The organism is Enterobacter sp. BNK-16 (assembly GCF_048684955.1).
Classification (GTDB): Bacteria; Pseudomonadota; Gammaproteobacteria; order Enterobacterales; family Enterobacteriaceae; genus Enterobacter; species Enterobacter bugandensis.
The window spans coordinates 3,507,467-3,524,355 of record NZ_JBLQTQ010000001.1; the positions used below are offsets into that span (position 1 = coordinate 3,507,467).

Sequence of the window (16,889 nt, forward strand, 5' to 3'; positions counted from 1 at the left end):
CATTTTACGCGGAACGAAGTACAAGCTTAGTTCAGGATCTCAAGTGCGTGAGCTCAGCGGATTTAACCGCGTCGTCTATTCTTTATGAAATAACTCACTATCGGGAATACTATGCAGATTCGAAAAGGATTAAATACGGACCTCGTCCGTCTTGAATGTTGTGACTTTTCTTTCACCATTAGCCACATTGCGCGAGAGCCGTTTATCCATTGTGATTTGCATATCGAAGCCGTCGCCGAGCCCTGGATAAAAACCTACGAACTCGACATCCAAACGCTCGAAAACCATTGCGTTAATCCGGACGCCATATTTCTTGTTGCGGAAACCGATGACGGTGAATTAGCCGGATTTATTACCGCGTCAATCGGCTGGAATAAATTTATTTCAGTGGATTATATTGCCGTTGATCGCACCAGACGCCGAACCGGCGCCGCGCAAAAATTAATGGCTGCCGCGCACGTGTGGGCCCGCAGCGTAAACGCGCCGGGATTACGGCTTGAAACACAAAATGTTAACGTCTCCGCCTGTCTGTTTTACCGTAACTACGGGTTCACCCTTGGCGGGTACGATCGGTATCTCTACAACGCCTTACCGGAAAAAGACGAGGTCGCCCTGTTCTGGTATTACATGCTGGTGTAGCGACGCTGCCTTCATATTTCTGTCATTGAACTTCATTACGCTTTCGGGATTTTAACCACGGTGTTGAGGAAAGAAGTGTGAATTCAATGGCTAAGGCATTACTGCTGGCATTACCCGTTTTGAGTGCAGCGGCGACGGCCGCTGAGCGCGAACTGTGTGAACCCAAAGCGTACGAAATGGCGCTGCGCTATCAGCAGAAATCGGCAGAGATTCTGGCCCTTCAGCTGCAGACGTATCGGTTTGCCACCGAGCGTTTCAACGAAAAATTAAAAGATCTGAAAACGCCTGAAAATTACGCCGTGGTGATGGACCTGGATGAAACGGTGCTGGATAACACCCCTCTGCTGGTGCGCGACATGGCGCAGTGTCACGACTATACGAAATGGGATACCTGGAGCGACTGGGAAAAACAGGGAAAACCCGGCTTAATTCCGGGAGCGAAGGCGTTTCTTGACCATGTGAATCAAAGCAAGGTCCGCATCTATTATGTTTCGGACCGTATGCAGGAAAACAAAGCCGACACGCTGAAGACGTTAAACGCTCTCGGCCTGCCGCAGGTGTCTGACGAAAGCGTGCTGCTGGATACGGTCAGCAAGGAAGAGCGCCGTCAGAGCATCCTCAAAAAGCAGCAGATCGTGATGCTGTTCGGCGACAGCCTGCCGGACTTCGCCGTACAGTTCAAAAACAAAAAGCCGAGCGAGCAGCAGCGTGAGCTGGTTGAAGCTAGCGCCGAACACTTCGGCAACGACTGGATTATGCTCCCAAATGCCGCTTATGGTGCCTGGTCCAGGGCCACGCTGGATAGCTGGAACGCACCGCTGAAAAAATAACGCTTTACGGGCCGGGAAAGGCTTCACCACCACCCGGCTGTTGCGCTGTGCTATTTATCTCGTTTATAGGTCCTATCATTTCTGAGCAGGTTCTTATAATTTTACGGAGCAGTAAGATGAGCACTTTCAAAGGAGACTCGTATGCTTACCGTGAAAAAACTTGCTCTTTCCACGCTGATTTCCAGTTCATTGCTTTTCTATCCTGCACTGCAGGCATCTGCAGAGACGCCGCAGCACGTCGTTAAACAACCGGCGGGCGGTTACAGCGTGCAGGTCGGTGACGTTCTGGTAACGTCGTTTACGGACGGGACCGTTGCGCAGGATCTGCATAAGCTACTGCGCCGGACAACGCCGCAAAACATTGATGCACTGCTCGCGAAAAACTTTCAGACCAACCCGGCGGAAGTGTCCATCAACGCCTTCCTGATTGCGATGCCCGGACACAAAATCCTGGTGGATACCGGTTCCGGCCAGCTCTTTGGTCCTGATACCGGCGGACGTCTGGTTGAGAGCCTCGCCACGCAGGGAATAAAACCCGAGGACATCACTGAAGTCCTGCTGACCCACGCCCACTCCGATCATGCGGGTGGCCTGGTGAAAGACGGCAAGCTGGTGTTCAGCAACGCGCGCGTTTTCGTTGGCAAACCGGACGTCGACTTTTTCTTTAACGACGACAATCAGAAGAAAACCGGTTACGGCAAGAACTACTTTGATGTCGCACAGAAGACCTTAAAACCCTATCTTGACGCGGGTAAAGTGGTGCCGTTTAGCGGCACATCGGAGATTCTTCCGGGGCTGACCGGCACGGTTCACCCCGGACATACGCCGGGATCGGCCTTCTACACGCTGACAAGTAAAGGCGAGAAAATCACCTTTGTCGGCGACATCATTCACGCAGCGGCGGTCCAGTTCCCGCAGCCTGCGGTGACCATCACCTACGATGAAGATGAGAACAAAGCGGCAAGCGTACGCGAGCATGCGTTCGCTGACTTTGTGAAAAATAAAGACCTTATTGCCGCGCCCCATCTCCCTTTCCCGGGCATCGGCTATGTGACGAAAGGTGAGAAAGGCGGCTATGCCTGGGTCCCTGTCACCTATACCAACCGGGACGCCAGCGGCGCGAAGTAGAGTGATGTCGCGTATATCTGACATGGACATCGACCTGCTCCTGGCGCTGGACGCCCTGCTTCAGGACAGGAACATCACTCATGCGGCCGCGCGGCTGGGCATCAGCCAGCCCGCGCTCTCTGCCCGTCTGGCGCGTCTGCGCACGCTGTTTGGCGAGCCGCTGTTTATTCCCTCCCCACACGGACGTGGGGTATTACCCACACCGAGAGCGGAGGCGTTGAGGCCACAGGTTGAAAGCGTGCTACGCGGCATCCGCGCGATGTTCGCCCCCACCGCGTTTGATGCGCAAACCAGCAGCCGGACATTTGTTATCGCGCTTCATGAAAACCCGGCGCTGATGCTCGGCACCGGGCTGCTTAACCAGATTAGAACCGATGCCCCCGGTATCCGCCTGCGCTTCGCCCTTCCGGAGATAGTAGACCTGCCGCAGCAGCTGGAAAACGGTGATGTGGATATCTACATCGGCGTGAGCGCGGGCGCCCATGACGGATGGGTGAGGCGCAAACTTCTCGACGACGCGTTTGCCACCGCCCAGCGCAAAGGCCATCCGCGAGGAACGGGTCCGTTAGATCTGGATAGCTACTGCGCGCTTTCGCATCTGGTGGTGTCGTCGGCGGGGGATCCGTTTACCGGCTTTGTTGACCAAACCCTCGCCGGGCTGGGCTATCAGCGACACGTTGCCATGTCCACCCAGAGCTACGCTATGGCGCCTGCGCTGGTTGCCGGTACCGACCTGGTATGTACCCTGCCGGAACGGATGCTGAAGCAGTTTGCCAGCATACTGGATATTTTCCCACCGCCGCTGCCGCTCCAGCCGATTACCATCAACATGTACTGGCACCCGAAAAACAGCCAGGATCCAGCGAACGCCTGGCTGCGCGGGCAGCTGCTGCGGGCCGCCGGACGTCAGGTGTGATCCAGCGTGACCAGAAACTTTTTAAGCACTTCTGAACGAATAATCCGGTGGCAAACCAGGGTGAGTTCGCTCTCCCGCAGCCGGTCGAGGATGTCCACGTAAACGACATTCTCGACGCTCACCGCCTTTGCCGACGCGGGCAACAGCGCCAGCCCAAATCCGGCCGCAACAAGGCTTATCACCGTGGGCACGTCGGTCGCATTTTGCACCACGTCCGGCTGAAAGCCCGCCCCGCTGCAGGCGTCATAGAAGTACTGCTCCAGCCCCATTCCCTCCGGATCGCGCAGCGAGATCCATTTTTCGTCTTTCACCGACGAAAGCGTCAGCGCGGACGATCCGGCGAGCGGATGCTGACGAGAGAGCGCCAGCACCGTTTTCTCCGAGGTGAACGGCCGGCTTTGCAGATCGTCAGGCAGCGACGGCAGCGGCGCGCGGATGATGGCCACGTCCAGCTGGTTGCTCTGCACGGCGGCGTAGAGCGTCTGCACATTTCCCGTCATCAGGGACATGGTAATGGCCGGCCAGCGGCTATGCATCTGGCGCAGCGCGGCGGGTAGCCTGCCGTCAAACATCGCACTCGACACGCACCCCAGGTTTAACTCCCCCTGCTCGCCCCGTGCCGTTTGTCTGGCATCCAGCACCGCCTGCTCGGTCAACGAGATGGCAAGCCGGGCTTTGACCAGAAACGCTTCGCCCGCGGGCGTCAGGGTTAAGCGGCGGTTCGCCCGACTGAAAAGCGTGACGCCTAAACGTTCTTCCAGCGCCTTTATCTGCTGGCTCAGCGCCGGTTGGGCGATGTTCAGACGCTCGGCGGCCCGGTGCATGTGGAGCTCTTCGGCAACGACAATGAAGTGGCGCATCTGACGAAACTGCACGAGACGTCTCCCTTTATTGATATAGATTTACTTATCAATTTAACAGAAATGATGAAATTGATGCTATTGGTCTTTGCCATAAAAATGGAGGTGTTCAACCGAGGGAGGAAAATATGGACAACCAAGTCAACGATCTCCGCAGCGCCATCGCCTTACTGCAGCGCCACGAAGGGCAGTATATTGAAACCGATCATCCGGTCGATCCCAACGCGGAACTGGCGGGTGTTTATCGCCATATCGGCGCAGGCGGCACGGTCAAACGTCCGACCCGCACGGGTCCGGCCATGATGTTCAATAGCGTTAAGGGCTATCCGGGCTCCCGCATTCTGGTGGGCATGCACGCCAGCCGCGAGCGCGCGGCGCTGCTGTTAGGCTGCGAACCGTCTGAACTGGCAAAACACGTTGGCCATGCGGTGAAAAAGCCGGTCGCACCGGTTGTCGTTCCGGCCTCGCAGGCCCCCTGCCAGGAACAGGTCTTCTACGCTGACGATCCTGACTTCGATCTTCGCAAATTGCTTCCGGCACCGACCAATACGCCAATTGATGCCGGTCCGTTTTTCTGCCTGGGGCTGGTGCTGGCAAGCGATCCGGAAGACAGCTCGCTGACGGATGTCACCATTCACCGCCTCTGCGTGCAGGAGCGCGACGAGCTTTCCATGTTCCTTGCCGCCGGGCGACATATCGAAGTCTTCCGTAAAAAAGCGGAGGATGCCGGAAAACCGCTGCCGGTGACGATCAACATGGGTCTCGACCCCGCCATCTATATCGGCGCATGCTTTGAGGCCCCTACCACGCCGTTTGGCTACAACGAGCTGGGCGTCGCCGGGGCGCTGCGCCAGCAGCCGGTCGAGCTGGTGCAGGGCATGGCGGTCAAAGAGAAAGCCATCGCACGGGCGGAAATCATCATCGAAGGCGAACTGCTTCCGGGCGTGCGCGTAAGAGAGGATCAGCATACCAACACTGGCCACGCTATGCCGGAGTTCCCGGGCTACTGCGGTGAGGCGAATCCCTCCCTGCCGGTAATCAAAGTGAAAGCCGTGACCATGCGCAACCACGCGATCCTGCAGACGCTGGTGGGACCGGGGGAAGAACATACCACGTTGGCCGGACTGCCGACCGAGGCCAGCATCCGTAATGCCGTTGAGGAAGCGATTCCGGGCTTCCTGCAAAACGTCTACGCCCATACCGCGGGCGGCGGGAAGTTCCTCGGCATATTGCAGGTGAAAAAACGCCAGCCGTCAGACGAAGGACGACAGGGCCAGGCGGCGCTCATCGCCTTAGCCACCTATTCGGAGCTGAAAAACATTATTCTTGTCGACGAAGATGTGGATATTTTCGACAGCGACGACATCCTGTGGGCGATGACGACGCGCATGCAGGGCGATGTGAGCATCACCAATATTCCGGGGATCCGCGGCCACCAGCTGGATCCGTCCCAGTCGCCGGATTACAGCACCTCGATTCGCGGCAACGGCATTTCCTGCAAGACGATCTTCGACTGCACGGTGCCGTGGGCGCTGAAGGACCGCTTCGAGCGCGCGCCGTTTATGGAAGTGGATCCACGTCCGTGGGCGCCGGGGCTGTTTGCCGGTAAGAAATAAAATCACGCGCGTATGGCCCGCAGGTCATACGCGTATTTTCTTTTCAAGCGTGGCGATATTTTCACCCGCCACGCGTTCAACAGTGAAACGATCGACGCTCAGCAATATGAGCATCAGCCCCCTGCCGCTCTCCAGCAGCGGCGACATTTCGCAGAAACGGTCTCGCCGGGCGATCTCAAGACGCTCCTGCGGGAACGCGTCACCCGCGTCGGTAAAAACAAGGCAGACGTCATTGCCGCGGATGGCGAACTGTACGCTAAAGACGCTCGAATTATCCTCATGAAGCGCGTAGCGGATGATATTCGTTGCCACTTCACAAACGGCGAGATCGAAGGCGAAACGCCACTCGTCATCGACGGGAAGCGCGCTCAGCCTGTCTCTCAGCCAGTCGGACAGCGGCGTCAGGGACGCGATCGCCGCCGGAAATTCAGCATGCTCTGGCCTCTGCATCTACTGCCCCAGCTGCGCAAGCGCGCTATGTTTATCCGGATAGATACGGAAGATACGATCCATTCGGGTCAGGGTGAACATGTTCATGATCCCGGGGTTCAGAGAGCACAGCGCCATGTCGCCTTTCCCGTTCATCAGCTTAAACAACGACACCAGCATCCCCAGCCCGCTGCTGTCGATGAAATCCACTTTGCTAAAGTCGACGATTAAGGCTTTACGATCGCTGCCGATTTCCTCCGTCACGGACGCTTTAAACGTCGCAGCAACGGAGGCGTCCAGCCGTCGGACCGCGGGCGTGAGAATGTTGGCATGCGGTAATCGTTCGGTGTTAATTATCATTCTGTTCTCCCTGACGCTCAATCACGAGCAGTGACACGTCATCGGTTAAGGCGATCGGTTCATCACGGTTTGCATTACGCCAGCCGGTCAGGTGGTCACCGAACCGCGGCAGGAGCTGGTCAACGGGGAGCCGGGCATGCTCATGAAGCCAGCGTTCGAGACGTTGCGGGCCAAACTGCTCGCCGCTGACGTTCTCACACTCGGTAATACCGTCACTGAATAAGCATAAGCGATCCCCTGGATGGAGGGTAAACGCGACGTCTTCCCAGCTCAGATCCGGGATTAGCCCGACCGGCGGTCCGCCATCACCCACGGACGTGACGGCGCTGTCCGCATTTACAATGAAGGGAGTAGGATGCCCGGCCTGGCACAGCCACCCTTCACCAGTCTCTGGATCGATCACGCCGTAAATGAGCGTGAAATAACTGGTGATGTCGCTCTCTTCACTGCAAAAGCGGCTGTTCAACATCCTGACAACCTCCGCAGGTGACTGAATCCCCCCCTCTTCGGTAAACAGAAAGCGATCCACCACCCGGCCATGTAAAAACTGGCGAGCCACCGCGAGGGACATCATCGCGGCCCCCACGCCGTGACCCGAGACATCAACGCAATAGAATCCCAGATGTGAATCCAGAGGGAAAATATTGAACACATCGCCCGAAACCCAGGCTGACGGCAGGAAAAGCCAGTCGGAGAAGTAGTCGCCATAGCGTAAGCGGCGTGAAGGCAGCACCGAGTGCTGAACGCGCGCAGCCAGTTCCAGATCTTTTTCAATCTGATGCAACGCTTCACTCAGGCGCTTGTTGTGCGCCGCGAGGGTCGCCTCCAGCGTCAGGATACGGACCCCGGCATGAAGCCGCGCCCGCAGTTCAGCCTGCTCAACGGGCTTACTCAAAAAATCATCCGCTCCGGCATCAAACCCCTGCGTCACGTCCCCGGCATTCTCGCGGGCCGTCAACAGGATGATATACACGTAGCGGCCAAACTGACGGTTGCGGATGGTCTGACACAGCGTCAGTCCGTCCATTTCCGGCATTTCCCAGTCGCTTATCACCATGCTGACCGGCTGGCTGGACAAGATTTCCAGCGCGTCGACACCGTTTTCCGCCTCGCTCACGATATATCCCCACTGGGTGAGCATTCGGGAGAGTAACCGACGATAAATCAGCGAATCTTCAACGATTAACACGTGCAGCGCCGACATACATCCCTCCTAAAGCGGTAAGAACCAGATGAGGCTCACGGTCCCTTCCCTGAATTTTGCATTCCCGTTGCCGTGCCCCGGATAGCGCGTTCCTGCATAATTCGCGTACTGGATGGAGAACGAACCCGGCGTATAGCCGGCATAACCGAAGCTGTAGCTATAATCGCCATTCCAGGGCTGCTGCTGGCTGCTGTCCGGGAACCAGAATGCCGTCGCGCGAACGAAGAAATGTTGTTTGAAGGTGTAGCCGCAGCCGCCGAGCATGACGTTTTTATTTTTGCGGATGTCATCGCTGCTGAGGTCGTAGTAGCGCGGTACCCAGCTGTACCCGACCTGGCAAATGATGGAATCCCCTTTATTAATCAGGAGCGTGTTTTCAACCGGTTTCGGTAGCGAAAACTTATAGGCCAGCGTGAAGGCGCCCTGTTCGAAATAGGTGTGTCGTCGGCTGCCCGATGTCCAGAAATGGTTATCGCCGTAGTTGCTGTAAACCAGACTCACGGTGTTGGCGTGCCAGTCATCGTAGCCGAAGCTGTAGCGAAAATCGGCGGTGTAGCGGCTGGTGTCTCTGACCGGCAGTCGGGACGTAATGTTGGCAAACCAGAAGCTGTAGGGGGAATACTGAAGGCTGAGATTCAGCGTCTGGTTAATCTTTTTCTTTTCCGTGGCGGTGTCTGAACTGTTAGGAATGCTCATCCACTGCTCTTTCAGTCCCGAGCTAAAGCTAAGCGCACCTGAGAATTTCTTGTCGTTACCCGAGAACAGGCGCCCCCAACGGCTGGTAAAAACGCCTGCCTGAACGGGTTCACCGTTCTTATCGCGCAGGGTTTCTTTATCACTGCTTTGCGCCGCCTCCGCGGCGGGTATCGCGGCGAGCAGCACGCCCGCCAGAAGCCATTTTTCGCGCATAACCGCCATCCTTAGTTAGGTATCCAGCGTGCGCCGACGTCGTATTTTGCCATCAGCCACAAAATACCCAGTGCCGCCGCATGCACTAACGTGTTCTCTATCCAGGCGTGACGCCATAAATCGAAGGTGATGAACTGACTCACCAGCAGCACCACGTAAACATGCAAAATAAAGGTATAGAGCGAGTGCTGCCCTAGCGGGATGAGGAACCATCCCAGCAGGCGGTTGAGCGGCGTCCAGCAATACGTTAGCACCAGGTAGACGGTGACCATCAGGGCGATATCGTTCAATACCCGCACCGGGCCCAGCCCATTCTTCGCCGCCCAGGTGTGATAAAACGAATTGAAGCTGTCAGGCGGGATGACGTGCATCAGCAGCGCGGGCGGCATAAACGGGTTGGTATGGTTCTGGGCAACAAATCCCAGCACCAGTGACACCATGACCAGCGCCACCACCACCCCTTTGCCCGGGGGCGTCCGGGCGAACGAGAGCAGTTCGGCTTTATACCAGCCGCTGGCCATGCCCAGCACAAAGATGAACTGCCAGGCGAGCAGCGGGAAGGCAAATTCGAATTCCGACGGCGTCAGCCGAAGCGGCCACCGCTGCCACAGGCTGTACACCAGCAGCGACAGCCCTAACAGCCACCAGACTTTTCCTTTCTGCAGCATCCCTAAAAATAGCGGGCTGAGTAGCAGCAAAAAGATATACAGTCCGAGAATTTGCGTCTGGTGGGGGCCGATCTGTAAATAGAGAATAATGTTGAACCAGGTCTCTTTAATTTGCGGCGTCACAGGATAAAGCGACCAGCTTTGACCCGAAAAGCGGTCGGTAAAATGGGTGACCTCGAAAACGTTAATATGTGGGATATAGGCCAGCAGAATAAACGACACTATGATAATGATATTTACGCGATATATTTTCCATGCCCTGAGATAAAGCCCCCAAGAAACCGTAAGCAAAACCACTTTTTGCAGACGCGCGCGATTCAGCATTCCCAGCATAAACCCGGAGAGAATGACAAAGCCTTCTGCACCTGTTGTTAACCCAAAACGCTCCCAAGAGAATATATTAAATATCGACATCACCTCCGTATGCGCCACGACCATCATGACGAGGGCAATGCCGCGCATAAAGTCAATTCTCAGGTCACGAGCACCTGCAACGACATACCTCCATGTTATTGATTTAGCGTCATCTTCTTGCGCGACCGACGGCGCAACATGGCTCATAGGGTGTCCTTTGCCTGAAAACGAAAATTAAGGTCTAAATAAAGTAGATAGTCTAAAGGAATAGTAACTGCAATTTATCACCGGCAGATGAAACATATTAAGCAGAATTAAATCCAAATTAACCACCACTTCATATTAATAAAAACGACGCTGGACACTTTTATTCGGCGTTCTACACTTATCTTAAATCTTGTTTACTCGCTATTTTCTTTCGCTTTTGGGCAACTGTCTGCGCAGCAGAATGGGTCTGCATTTTCACGGAATCAGGAACGCCGGAACTATGGATTTTTATTTTTCCCGTTTTGAACATCGTCGTCCTCCGGAACCGTTAACAACACCGCGTTGGGTCATGATGACCTGGCAGGTATTAGCGGTCGCGGCGCTTATTCTGGGTGCAAATTATATTTACTGGCGTTGGACCGCCTCCCTGAATACTGACGCACTATGGTATGCCATACCGCTGGTCCTCGCCGAAACGCTGGCGTGGATAGGGACCGTGCTGTTTACCATCAACTTATGGAAAGAACAGGATCCCCCCCAGTGTCCGCCCCCCGGCGAAATTAACGAATGCCTGTTTCCGGAAGAGGCCGTAGAACCTCGTCCTGTTAAAGTGGATTTGTTCATTGCCACCTACTCGGAAGACACCGAGCTGGTCAGGCTGTCCATTCGCGACGCCCTAAAGATGGCCTACCCGTACCCGATTGACTACCGGATCCACGTGCTTGATGACGGCCGCCGCCCGGAGATGAAAGCCGTCTGCGACGAGGAAGGCGTTAACTATATCAGCCGCCAGACCAACATCGGCTTTAAGGCCGGCAACCTGCGCAACGGTCTTGAGCAAACCGACGGTGATTTCATTGTTATCTGCGACGCCGATACCCGCGTATTTCCCACCCTTCTCAGCCATACGCTGGGCTATTTTCGCGATCCGGACGTGGCCTGGGTGCAGACGCCGCAGTGGTTCTTCGACCTTCCGGAAGGAGAAAATCTGTCACGCTGGGGCCAGCGAAAAGCCGGAAAAGTGGGCTACGGTCTGGGCTGGCTGATTCAAAAGTGTGTTGGCCCGGTGACCGTAGGCCGCGACCCGTTTTTTAACGATCCGCGCATGTTCTATGACGTGATCCTGCGGCGGCGCAACTGGGCGAACGCGGCTTTCTGCTGCGGCGCGGCCTCCATACACCGGCGCGAGGCGGTCATGCAGGCCGCGCTGAGAAGCTACGTCTGGTCCGTCGAAGAGGAGATCCATCGCCACACCCGCGACATCCGCGATGAAGAAACCCGCGAAGCGCTGCAGGAGGCGATGCGCCCGCACGTGGCGTTTGACACCGAGCTCACCCCCTACAAATTTCACGTCTCCGAAGATATTTACACCTCGGTGCTGCTGCACGGTGACGCCGCGCGACGCTGGCGCTCGGTCATGCATCCGCGGGTGGAGTCGAAGATGCTCTCTCCTCAGGATATGCTGACCTGGATGATCCAGCGCTTTAAATACGCCGCCGGCTCGCTGGATATTTTGTTCCATGACAATATCTTCAGCCGTCGCCGCTTCCGGCTTTCCCTCCCCCAGACGCTGATGTATGCCACCACCTTCTGGTCTTACATGGCCTGCGTGTGGAACACGGTATTTTTGATTTCGCCCATTATCTATCTGTTCACCGGCATTCCGCCGGTATCCGCATGGTCGACGCCGTTCTATCTCCACTTTCTCCCCTTTTTTATCTTCTCTGAACTGGCGTTTATGTTCGGGACATGGGGGATCTCGGCCTGGGACGGCAGGGCCTCTTACCTCTCCTTCTTTTCCATGAACCTGCGCGCGCTCAATACCGTGCTGCGGGGCGAGCAGATCAAATTTCACGTCACGCCAAAAGAGCGGCAGACGGGCCGTTTTCTCTACCTGGTGAAGCCGCAGATTGCCATTGTGGTGCTGACCCTCGCAGGGCTTATCTGGGGCGGTATTCAGGTGGCGCGTGGACAGGTGGACGACCCCTCCGGCTACGTCATCAATATTTTCTGGGGAGGGGTGAACATCGCCGCCATGCTGCCGCTGATTTTCGCGGCCATGTGGACGCCCGCCGAAGAGGATGAGGTCACCCAATGAGGATACGTGATGCCCTGCTGCCCGCGCGCAGCTACCTCACCATTTTGCTCGGGTTCCTGCTCGGCTTTGCCATTGTGGTCTGGGTGGAGAAACAGATGCCCACGCGCGTGGAAAGCAGCGGCGGCATCGCGCTCAGCAAAGACTTCCCGCCGCTGCCTGCGAAACGCGCCCTGACCTATGACGAAGCCATCTGGGCGCGGGTCGCCTGGCAATACTACGTGAATAATACCCAGCCAAACGGGCTGGCGAATGCCAGCGACGGTGAACCCTGGCTGAGCCTCTGGAGCGTGGGAAGCTACCTGTTTGCGACCGCTGCCGCAGAGCAGCTCAACATTATTTCCGCCGATGAGTTCGACGAGAGGATCGGTACGGCCCTGTTCGCGCTGGGGCAGCTGCCGCTCAACGAGCGAGGCCTGCCAGCCGCGTATTACCATGCGGATACCCTGAAAATCCTCGGCAAATCCGACGCCTCGGCAATTGGGCTGAGCCGCCTGCTGACGGCGCTTCAGACCCTCCTGTGGCGCTATCCTCAGCACGCGGCGGCTATCCATGATCTCTTCAGCCTCTGGAACACCGGCGCTCTGATTGAACATAACGTCCAAAGCCAGGCGGCCGTGCCGCTCCATCACTGGACGCTGACCGATGATGAACAGCGGGACAGTTTTGGCTACCGTCTCTATGCCAGCCATACGCTGCGCCTGATTGACAGCGCGGCAGGCCTCGCGGTGACCAACCCGCCTGAAGGGCAAAAGATGATCGATCTGGATGGCGTGATGGTGCCGGATGAAGGGCTTCGCACGCCATGGGGCAAGCAAACCTCCCTGATCAGTCTCCCCTACCTGTTAACCGGCCTTGAGCTGGGCTTTGACGCGCAGAGCGCTGAGATTGCGTGGCGGATTATGCAGATCCAGCAGCGACGTCATAGCCTGCGCAGCCCAAAACCCCCTGTCAGCACGGATTACGCCGAACCGGCGCCGGATTACGTCAACGATCTGCCGAACAGGCAGCCGGTACAGGCGCGCAACCTGCGCGACGAGGTGCCGGAGAAAGTGGCGATAACCTCCACCCGCACCGCGTTTGCCTGGTATGCCCTGTTCCGCAACAGCTGGAGCGAAGCGCTGCGCCAGCAGGTTCTGCCGCTTCAGGTACCGGGTAAAGGCTGGCAGCGCGGATTAAATCTCAACAACAGCGTCAATGCCGTCGTGGACGCCGATACCAATGCCATTGTGCTGGAAAGTCTGTCTTACATCGCGCATGGTCAGATGCTCTGTCTGGCCTGCCTCTACACTTCCCCCTCAGCAGGAGCAACGCCATGAAGCCACGATCCCCGATCCTTTTCTACCTGCTCACGGGAATAACGATCTGCTGGCTGGCGTTATCGACCGTGCGTGCGGACACCGAGCTTCCTGCATCAGGTTACTCCCCGCGCAGCGGCGAGCTGACGGTCCGAGAGATGACCATCGCGAAAAACGCCTGGCAGTATTTCGTCACCAACTATCAGCCCACGACGGGCCTGGTGAATGCGGTAAACAAATTTCCCTCCACCACCATGTGGGACAGCGCCTCCTATCTGGCCGCCCTGACGGCGGCGCGCGAGCTCGGGATCATTGATAAAGCGGAATTTGACCGCCGGATGCTGAAATTTCTCGCCACGTTAAACACCCTGGTACTGTTCCGCAACGAGCTGCCCAACAAGGCCTATAACACCATCAGCGCCCAGAAGGTGGACTACACCAACAAGCCCGGCGAAATTGGCTTCTCGGCGCTGGATATCGGGCGAATGCTGGTCTGGCTGAAAATCGTCAAAGAGCGCTATCCGGAATACGGCAACAGCATTGATAACGTGGTGCTCGGCTGGGATTTCAGCCACGCGATCGACCCCTGCGGCACGCTGTACGGGGCCTATCTCGAGAACGGCCAGCCGAAGTACGTTCAGGAAGGTCGGCTGGGCTATGAAGAGTACGGCGCGGCCGGGTTCCAGCTTTGGGGGTTTAATACCTGTAAAGCCAGCCGTCCGCAGCCTTACGAGCTGGCCGAAATCTACTGCGTGCTGGTCCCGTACGATACGCGCGACCCGCGCAACACGTCGCAGCATAACTACGTGGTGACGGAATCCTACCTGCTCTACGGGCTGGAGTTCGGCTTTGATAAACCGACCGACCGGGATAACGCCCCGCGCGACTACTCCCTGACGTGGATGAAAAACTTTGCTGACCGTGTTTATCAGGCTCAGGAGAACCGCTATACCATTACCGGCGTCCTCACCGCGCGCTCCGAGCACCAGCTCGATAAGGCCCCTTACTTCGTCTATGACACCGTCTTCAGCGACGGATACAACTGGAACACCATTACCGATAAAGGCCAGTTCGTCCCCAACGCTGCCGCGATATCGCTGAAGGCGGCGCTTGGCATGTGGGTGTTGTGGAATTCCCCCTATACCGACCGCCTGCTGAATACGATTGAGAATGCCAACGAAGAGGGAAAAGGCTACTACGAAGGGCTGTATGAAAACGGTGACGGCCCGATCAAAGAGTTCACCGCGAACAATAACGGCATCATGCTGGAAGCCCTGCTGTTCAAGAAAGAGGGAAAACTGCTGGCCTTCAACACCGACAACCCAAAGAGCAAGGATTTTGCCCCCTCGCTGTGGGATCGCAAGCTGCTCGATCAGTTTGAAGAGAACAACGCGCTGCGCAGCCGTCCGTTCCTTAGCAGCACACCGGCCGTAAAAAGCTGGTGCGACCGGACCGGCGTCACGCAGCGAACCAAACCCGCCTGTCAGGCCTGTCAGTGCGCGTCATGCAGCGTGGACGAGCCCGTTAAACTGCCTCCGGTGACTGCGCAATGCTTAAAACCTTAGCCAGAGGGCTCGCGGGATTACTCCTTGCAGGCGGGGTCATCTTTGCCCTGTTTGGCCATCAGGGCGCAGGCTGGCGCTGGCTAATCCACGGCGGCTGGCACTCCAGCGCGCGTATCGCCGCCCTGACGCCGGAAGAGCAGACGTGGGCGACGATCGCCTGGCGCTATTTCGTCAATAATACCCAGCCGCAAACGGGCCTGGTCAACGGGAGCGACAAACAGCCCCGCGTCACGCTCTGGCAAATGGGCGATACGCTTATCGCCCTGCTGGCGGCAAAAGAGCTGGGGCTGATTGAGGACGCCGAGTATGACGCTCGCTTAACCCGTCTCATGGGCACCCTTAACCGCCTGATGCTGACCGATGCCCGAACGCCGGGTCGACTCTATTCCAGCCAGACGGCGACGCCAGTCGACTTTAGCGGCAAGCCCAGCAAAAACGGCTGGTCCGCGCGCGACATGGCGCGTCTGATGCTCGCCCTGCGCCTTACCGCAGAGCGGGAGCCGCAGTACAGCGAATACCTGGATAAAATTATCCTGCGCTGGAATTTCTGCCCGGTCATCGATAGCGAAGGCGAGCTATGGTCCTCTTCCCTGCAAAACGGTCTGCCGGTCGTGCGGGAGGAACTGCGGCTGGGCGAAAGTGAATATGCCGCGACGGCGTTTCAGCTGTGGGGATTTTCCCCGGATAAAGCGTTTACGCCCCCGGCGCACCACGTCATCATCGCCCAGCGGCGTCTGGCCGTCGATGCCCGCGATCCGCGCACCACGTGGCAGCCCTCTCTGATTACCACCCTTCCCTATATGCTGCCGGGCCTGGAGTTTGGCTGGGAGCCAGAAGGCGTTGCGGCCGATCTGCAACAGCGTCTGCGCAAGCAGGCCGAAAACGTCTGGCTGAGCCAGAAGACCCGCTGGGAGACCGATAAAATCCTGACGGCCAGGGCAGATTTCACGCTCTCTCAGGCGCCCTGGCATATCCAGGATACCGTCTGGGGAAATGGCTATGCCTGGAACTCAGTCGGAGACGATGGCCGGGACTACACCCGTTTCGCACAGGTATCGACCAAAGCGGTTTTTGCCCTGTGGGCCCTGTGGGACACCCCGTACACCGACGTGCTGATGACGGTCACCAAACACCTTAACGATCCGCAGAAAGGCTGGTATGAAGGCCGTCAGGAAGCCACGGGCGATACCAACGCTGCCTTAACCCTCTCGACCAACGCCACGGTGCTGGAAGCCCTTTTCTTTAAACACAACGCCGGGCCTCTGTTTGACGTGCGTCGGTCGAAGAAAGAGAGCTACTTCTCACGCCGTCTGGCAGAGCAATACACGCCCATCGGGCACTGTCTGCCGGGCGAAAGCACCATAAGGAGGACGCCGTGAAGTTCTATCGCGATCTGTTTGAATCAAGCCTGAACCGCGTCTTTCCGAATAATGAAAAAACCGCGTTTTTTCAGACGTTCTATGACGCCTTCGTCCATATGTCACCCGAAACCGAGGCACATTTTTCTCGTCTGCCGGATCGGGAGGGCCAGCAGACCCTGTTTAAAAGCTTCTTCGCCATGCTTGCGGTCGACGGCGCCCTGATCGTCCCTGATTTTCTCGAGCGCCTGGCGCGTGAGCAAAGCGACGACGGCCTCCACCTTCCCCCGCGGTTTTTTGCCCTTTGGCGCGAAGCGATGTTGAACGCGGTGAGCCTGCGCGATCCGCAGTGCGACGATGAGATCCTCACCGCCTGGGCCATGGCGATCGCGCCCGGGCTGGAATACCTTCGCCGACAGGCAGAACTGCACTACCGCGCGTAGGGGGAATCAC

The 16,889-nt window shown here is 57.2% G+C and carries 16 protein-coding genes; 10 read left to right on the forward strand and 6 right to left on the reverse strand.

All coding sequences use genetic code 11. The features are described 5' to 3' along the window. Nucleotides 1-111 precede the first annotated feature (111 nt). The 4 genes from ACMGGH_RS16935 to ACMGGH_RS16950 all read left to right on the forward strand — a co-directional run bounded on the left by ACMGGH_RS16935 (nucleotide 112) and on the right by ACMGGH_RS16950 (nucleotide 3,513). Entirely contained in the window at nucleotides 112-639 is a 528-nt protein-coding gene (locus ACMGGH_RS16935) for a GNAT family N-acetyltransferase (protein WP_041909946.1), read from the forward strand. Nucleotides 640-725: 86 nt separating this feature from the next. Further along, nucleotides 726-1,469: a 5'-nucleotidase, lipoprotein e(P4) family gene (locus tag ACMGGH_RS16940; RefSeq protein WP_227008531.1), complete on the forward strand. Its 744-nt coding sequence runs from the start codon at nucleotides 726-728 to the stop codon at nucleotides 1,467-1,469. 141 nt (nucleotides 1,470-1,610) lie between these two features. Continuing rightward, nucleotides 1,611-2,597 carry an MBL fold metallo-hydrolase gene (locus ACMGGH_RS16945; RefSeq protein WP_232948261.1) on the forward strand — a complete coding sequence of 329 codons (987 nt, stop codon included), beginning with the start codon at nucleotides 1,611-1,613 and terminating at the stop codon, nucleotides 2,595-2,597. A 4-nt stretch (nucleotides 2,598-2,601) separates the two neighbouring features. Beyond that, nucleotides 2,602-3,513, forward strand: coding sequence for a LysR family transcriptional regulator (locus ACMGGH_RS16950; protein ID WP_232948262.1), 912 nt, complete (start codon nucleotides 2,602-2,604; stop codon nucleotides 3,511-3,513). On the opposite strand, the gene ACMGGH_RS16955 is transcribed toward ACMGGH_RS16950, so the two are convergent. Next, nucleotides 3,504-4,388: a LysR substrate-binding domain-containing protein gene (locus tag ACMGGH_RS16955; protein WP_041909939.1), complete on the reverse strand. Its 885-nt coding sequence runs from the start codon at nucleotides 4,386-4,388 to the stop codon at nucleotides 3,504-3,506. The genes ACMGGH_RS16950 and ACMGGH_RS16955 overlap by 10 nt on opposite strands. A 113-nt stretch (nucleotides 4,389-4,501) precedes the next feature. Here ACMGGH_RS16955 and ACMGGH_RS16960 point away from each other — a divergent pair, with 113 nt between their 5' ends. Further along, entirely contained in the window at nucleotides 4,502-5,989 is a 1,488-nt protein-coding gene (locus tag ACMGGH_RS16960) for a UbiD family decarboxylase (RefSeq protein WP_232948263.1), read from the forward strand. 24 nt (nucleotides 5,990-6,013) lie between these two features. On the opposite strand, the gene ACMGGH_RS16965 is transcribed toward ACMGGH_RS16960, so the two are convergent. The 5 genes from ACMGGH_RS16965 to opgC are packed head-to-tail and all read right to left on the reverse strand — an operon-like array spanning nucleotide 6,014 to nucleotide 10,120. Continuing rightward, nucleotides 6,014-6,439 (reverse strand): ATP-binding protein, encoded by a 426-nt coding sequence (locus ACMGGH_RS16965; RefSeq protein ID WP_045630438.1) that lies wholly within the window; start codon nucleotides 6,437-6,439, stop codon nucleotides 6,014-6,016. After that, nucleotides 6,440-6,778, reverse strand: coding sequence for an STAS domain-containing protein (locus ACMGGH_RS16970; RefSeq protein ID WP_028013194.1), 339 nt, complete (start codon nucleotides 6,776-6,778; stop codon nucleotides 6,440-6,442). Then, nucleotides 6,768-7,982: a PP2C family protein-serine/threonine phosphatase gene (locus tag ACMGGH_RS16975; RefSeq protein ID WP_028013195.1), complete on the reverse strand. Its 1,215-nt coding sequence runs from the start codon at nucleotides 7,980-7,982 to the stop codon at nucleotides 6,768-6,770. The genes ACMGGH_RS16970 and ACMGGH_RS16975 overlap by 11 nt, the downstream gene beginning before the upstream one ends. Before the next feature lie 9 nt (nucleotides 7,983-7,991). Next, entirely contained in the window at nucleotides 7,992-8,891 is a 900-nt protein-coding gene (locus ACMGGH_RS16980; protein WP_028013196.1) for a hypothetical protein, read from the reverse strand. 11 nt (nucleotides 8,892-8,902) lie between these two features. After that, nucleotides 8,903-10,120 carry an OpgC domain-containing protein gene (gene opgC, locus ACMGGH_RS16985; RefSeq protein WP_232948264.1) on the reverse strand — a complete coding sequence of 406 codons (1,218 nt, stop codon included), beginning with the start codon at nucleotides 10,118-10,120 and terminating at the stop codon, nucleotides 8,903-8,905. A gap of 280 nt (nucleotides 10,121-10,400) precedes the next feature. Between opgC and ACMGGH_RS16990 the strand changes: the two genes are divergently transcribed. Genes ACMGGH_RS16990 through ACMGGH_RS17010 form a run of 5 tightly spaced genes read left to right on the forward strand, consistent with a single transcriptional unit; the run spans nucleotide 10,401 to nucleotide 16,879 of the window. Then, nucleotides 10,401-12,218, forward strand: coding sequence for a glycosyltransferase (locus ACMGGH_RS16990; RefSeq protein ID WP_028013198.1), 1,818 nt, complete (start codon nucleotides 10,401-10,403; stop codon nucleotides 12,216-12,218). Next, nucleotides 12,215-13,534 (forward strand): DUF3131 domain-containing protein, encoded by a 1,320-nt coding sequence (locus ACMGGH_RS16995; RefSeq protein ID WP_232948265.1) that lies wholly within the window; start codon nucleotides 12,215-12,217, stop codon nucleotides 13,532-13,534. Before ACMGGH_RS16990 ends, ACMGGH_RS16995 begins: the two co-directional genes overlap by 4 nt. Beyond that, complete coding sequence (locus ACMGGH_RS17000; RefSeq protein WP_232948266.1) at nucleotides 13,531-15,078, forward strand: DUF3131 domain-containing protein; 1,548 nt, start codon at nucleotides 13,531-13,533, stop codon at nucleotides 15,076-15,078. Before ACMGGH_RS16995 ends, ACMGGH_RS17000 begins: the two co-directional genes overlap by 4 nt. After that, nucleotides 15,063-16,457 (forward strand): DUF3131 domain-containing protein, encoded by a 1,395-nt coding sequence (locus ACMGGH_RS17005; RefSeq protein ID WP_232948267.1) that lies wholly within the window; start codon nucleotides 15,063-15,065, stop codon nucleotides 16,455-16,457. Before ACMGGH_RS17000 ends, ACMGGH_RS17005 begins: the two co-directional genes overlap by 16 nt. Further along, nucleotides 16,454-16,879, forward strand: a complete 426-nt coding sequence (locus ACMGGH_RS17010; protein WP_028013202.1) for a hypothetical protein — start codon at nucleotides 16,454-16,456, stop codon at nucleotides 16,877-16,879. The genes ACMGGH_RS17005 and ACMGGH_RS17010 overlap by 4 nt, the downstream gene beginning before the upstream one ends. Nucleotides 16,880-16,889 lie beyond the last annotated feature (10 nt).

Coding starts and splice junctions, on each gene's coding strand:
- opgC (WP_232948264.1), bottom strand. CDS start 10,120: ATGAGCCATGTTGCGCCGTCGGTCGCGCAAGAAGATGACGCTAAATCA.
- ACMGGH_RS16995 (WP_232948265.1), top strand. CDS start 12,215: ATGAGGATACGTGATGCCCTGCTGCCCGCGCGCAGCTACCTCACCATT.
- ACMGGH_RS16940 (WP_227008531.1), top strand. CDS start 726: ATGGCTAAGGCATTACTGCTGGCATTACCCGTTTTGAGTGCAGCGGCG.
- ACMGGH_RS16950 (WP_232948262.1), top strand. CDS start 2,602: ATGTCGCGTATATCTGACATGGACATCGACCTGCTCCTGGCGCTGGAC.
- ACMGGH_RS17005 (WP_232948267.1), top strand. CDS start 15,063: ATGCTTAAAACCTTAGCCAGAGGGCTCGCGGGATTACTCCTTGCAGGC.
- ACMGGH_RS16990 (WP_028013198.1), top strand. CDS start 10,401: ATGGATTTTTATTTTTCCCGTTTTGAACATCGTCGTCCTCCGGAACCG.
- ACMGGH_RS16980 (WP_028013196.1), bottom strand. CDS start 8,891: ATGCGCGAAAAATGGCTTCTGGCGGGCGTGCTGCTCGCCGCGATACCC.
- ACMGGH_RS16960 (WP_232948263.1), top strand. CDS start 4,502: ATGGACAACCAAGTCAACGATCTCCGCAGCGCCATCGCCTTACTGCAG.
- ACMGGH_RS16970 (WP_028013194.1), bottom strand. CDS start 6,778: ATGATAATTAACACCGAACGATTACCGCATGCCAACATTCTCACGCCC.
- ACMGGH_RS17000 (WP_232948266.1), top strand. CDS start 13,531: ATGAAGCCACGATCCCCGATCCTTTTCTACCTGCTCACGGGAATAACG.
- ACMGGH_RS16975 (WP_028013195.1), bottom strand. CDS start 7,982: ATGTCGGCGCTGCACGTGTTAATCGTTGAAGATTCGCTGATTTATCGT.
- ACMGGH_RS16935 (WP_041909946.1), top strand. CDS start 112: ATGCAGATTCGAAAAGGATTAAATACGGACCTCGTCCGTCTTGAATGT.
- ACMGGH_RS16965 (WP_045630438.1), bottom strand. CDS start 6,439: ATGCAGAGGCCAGAGCATGCTGAATTTCCGGCGGCGATCGCGTCCCTG.
- ACMGGH_RS16945 (WP_232948261.1), top strand. CDS start 1,611: ATGCTTACCGTGAAAAAACTTGCTCTTTCCACGCTGATTTCCAGTTCA.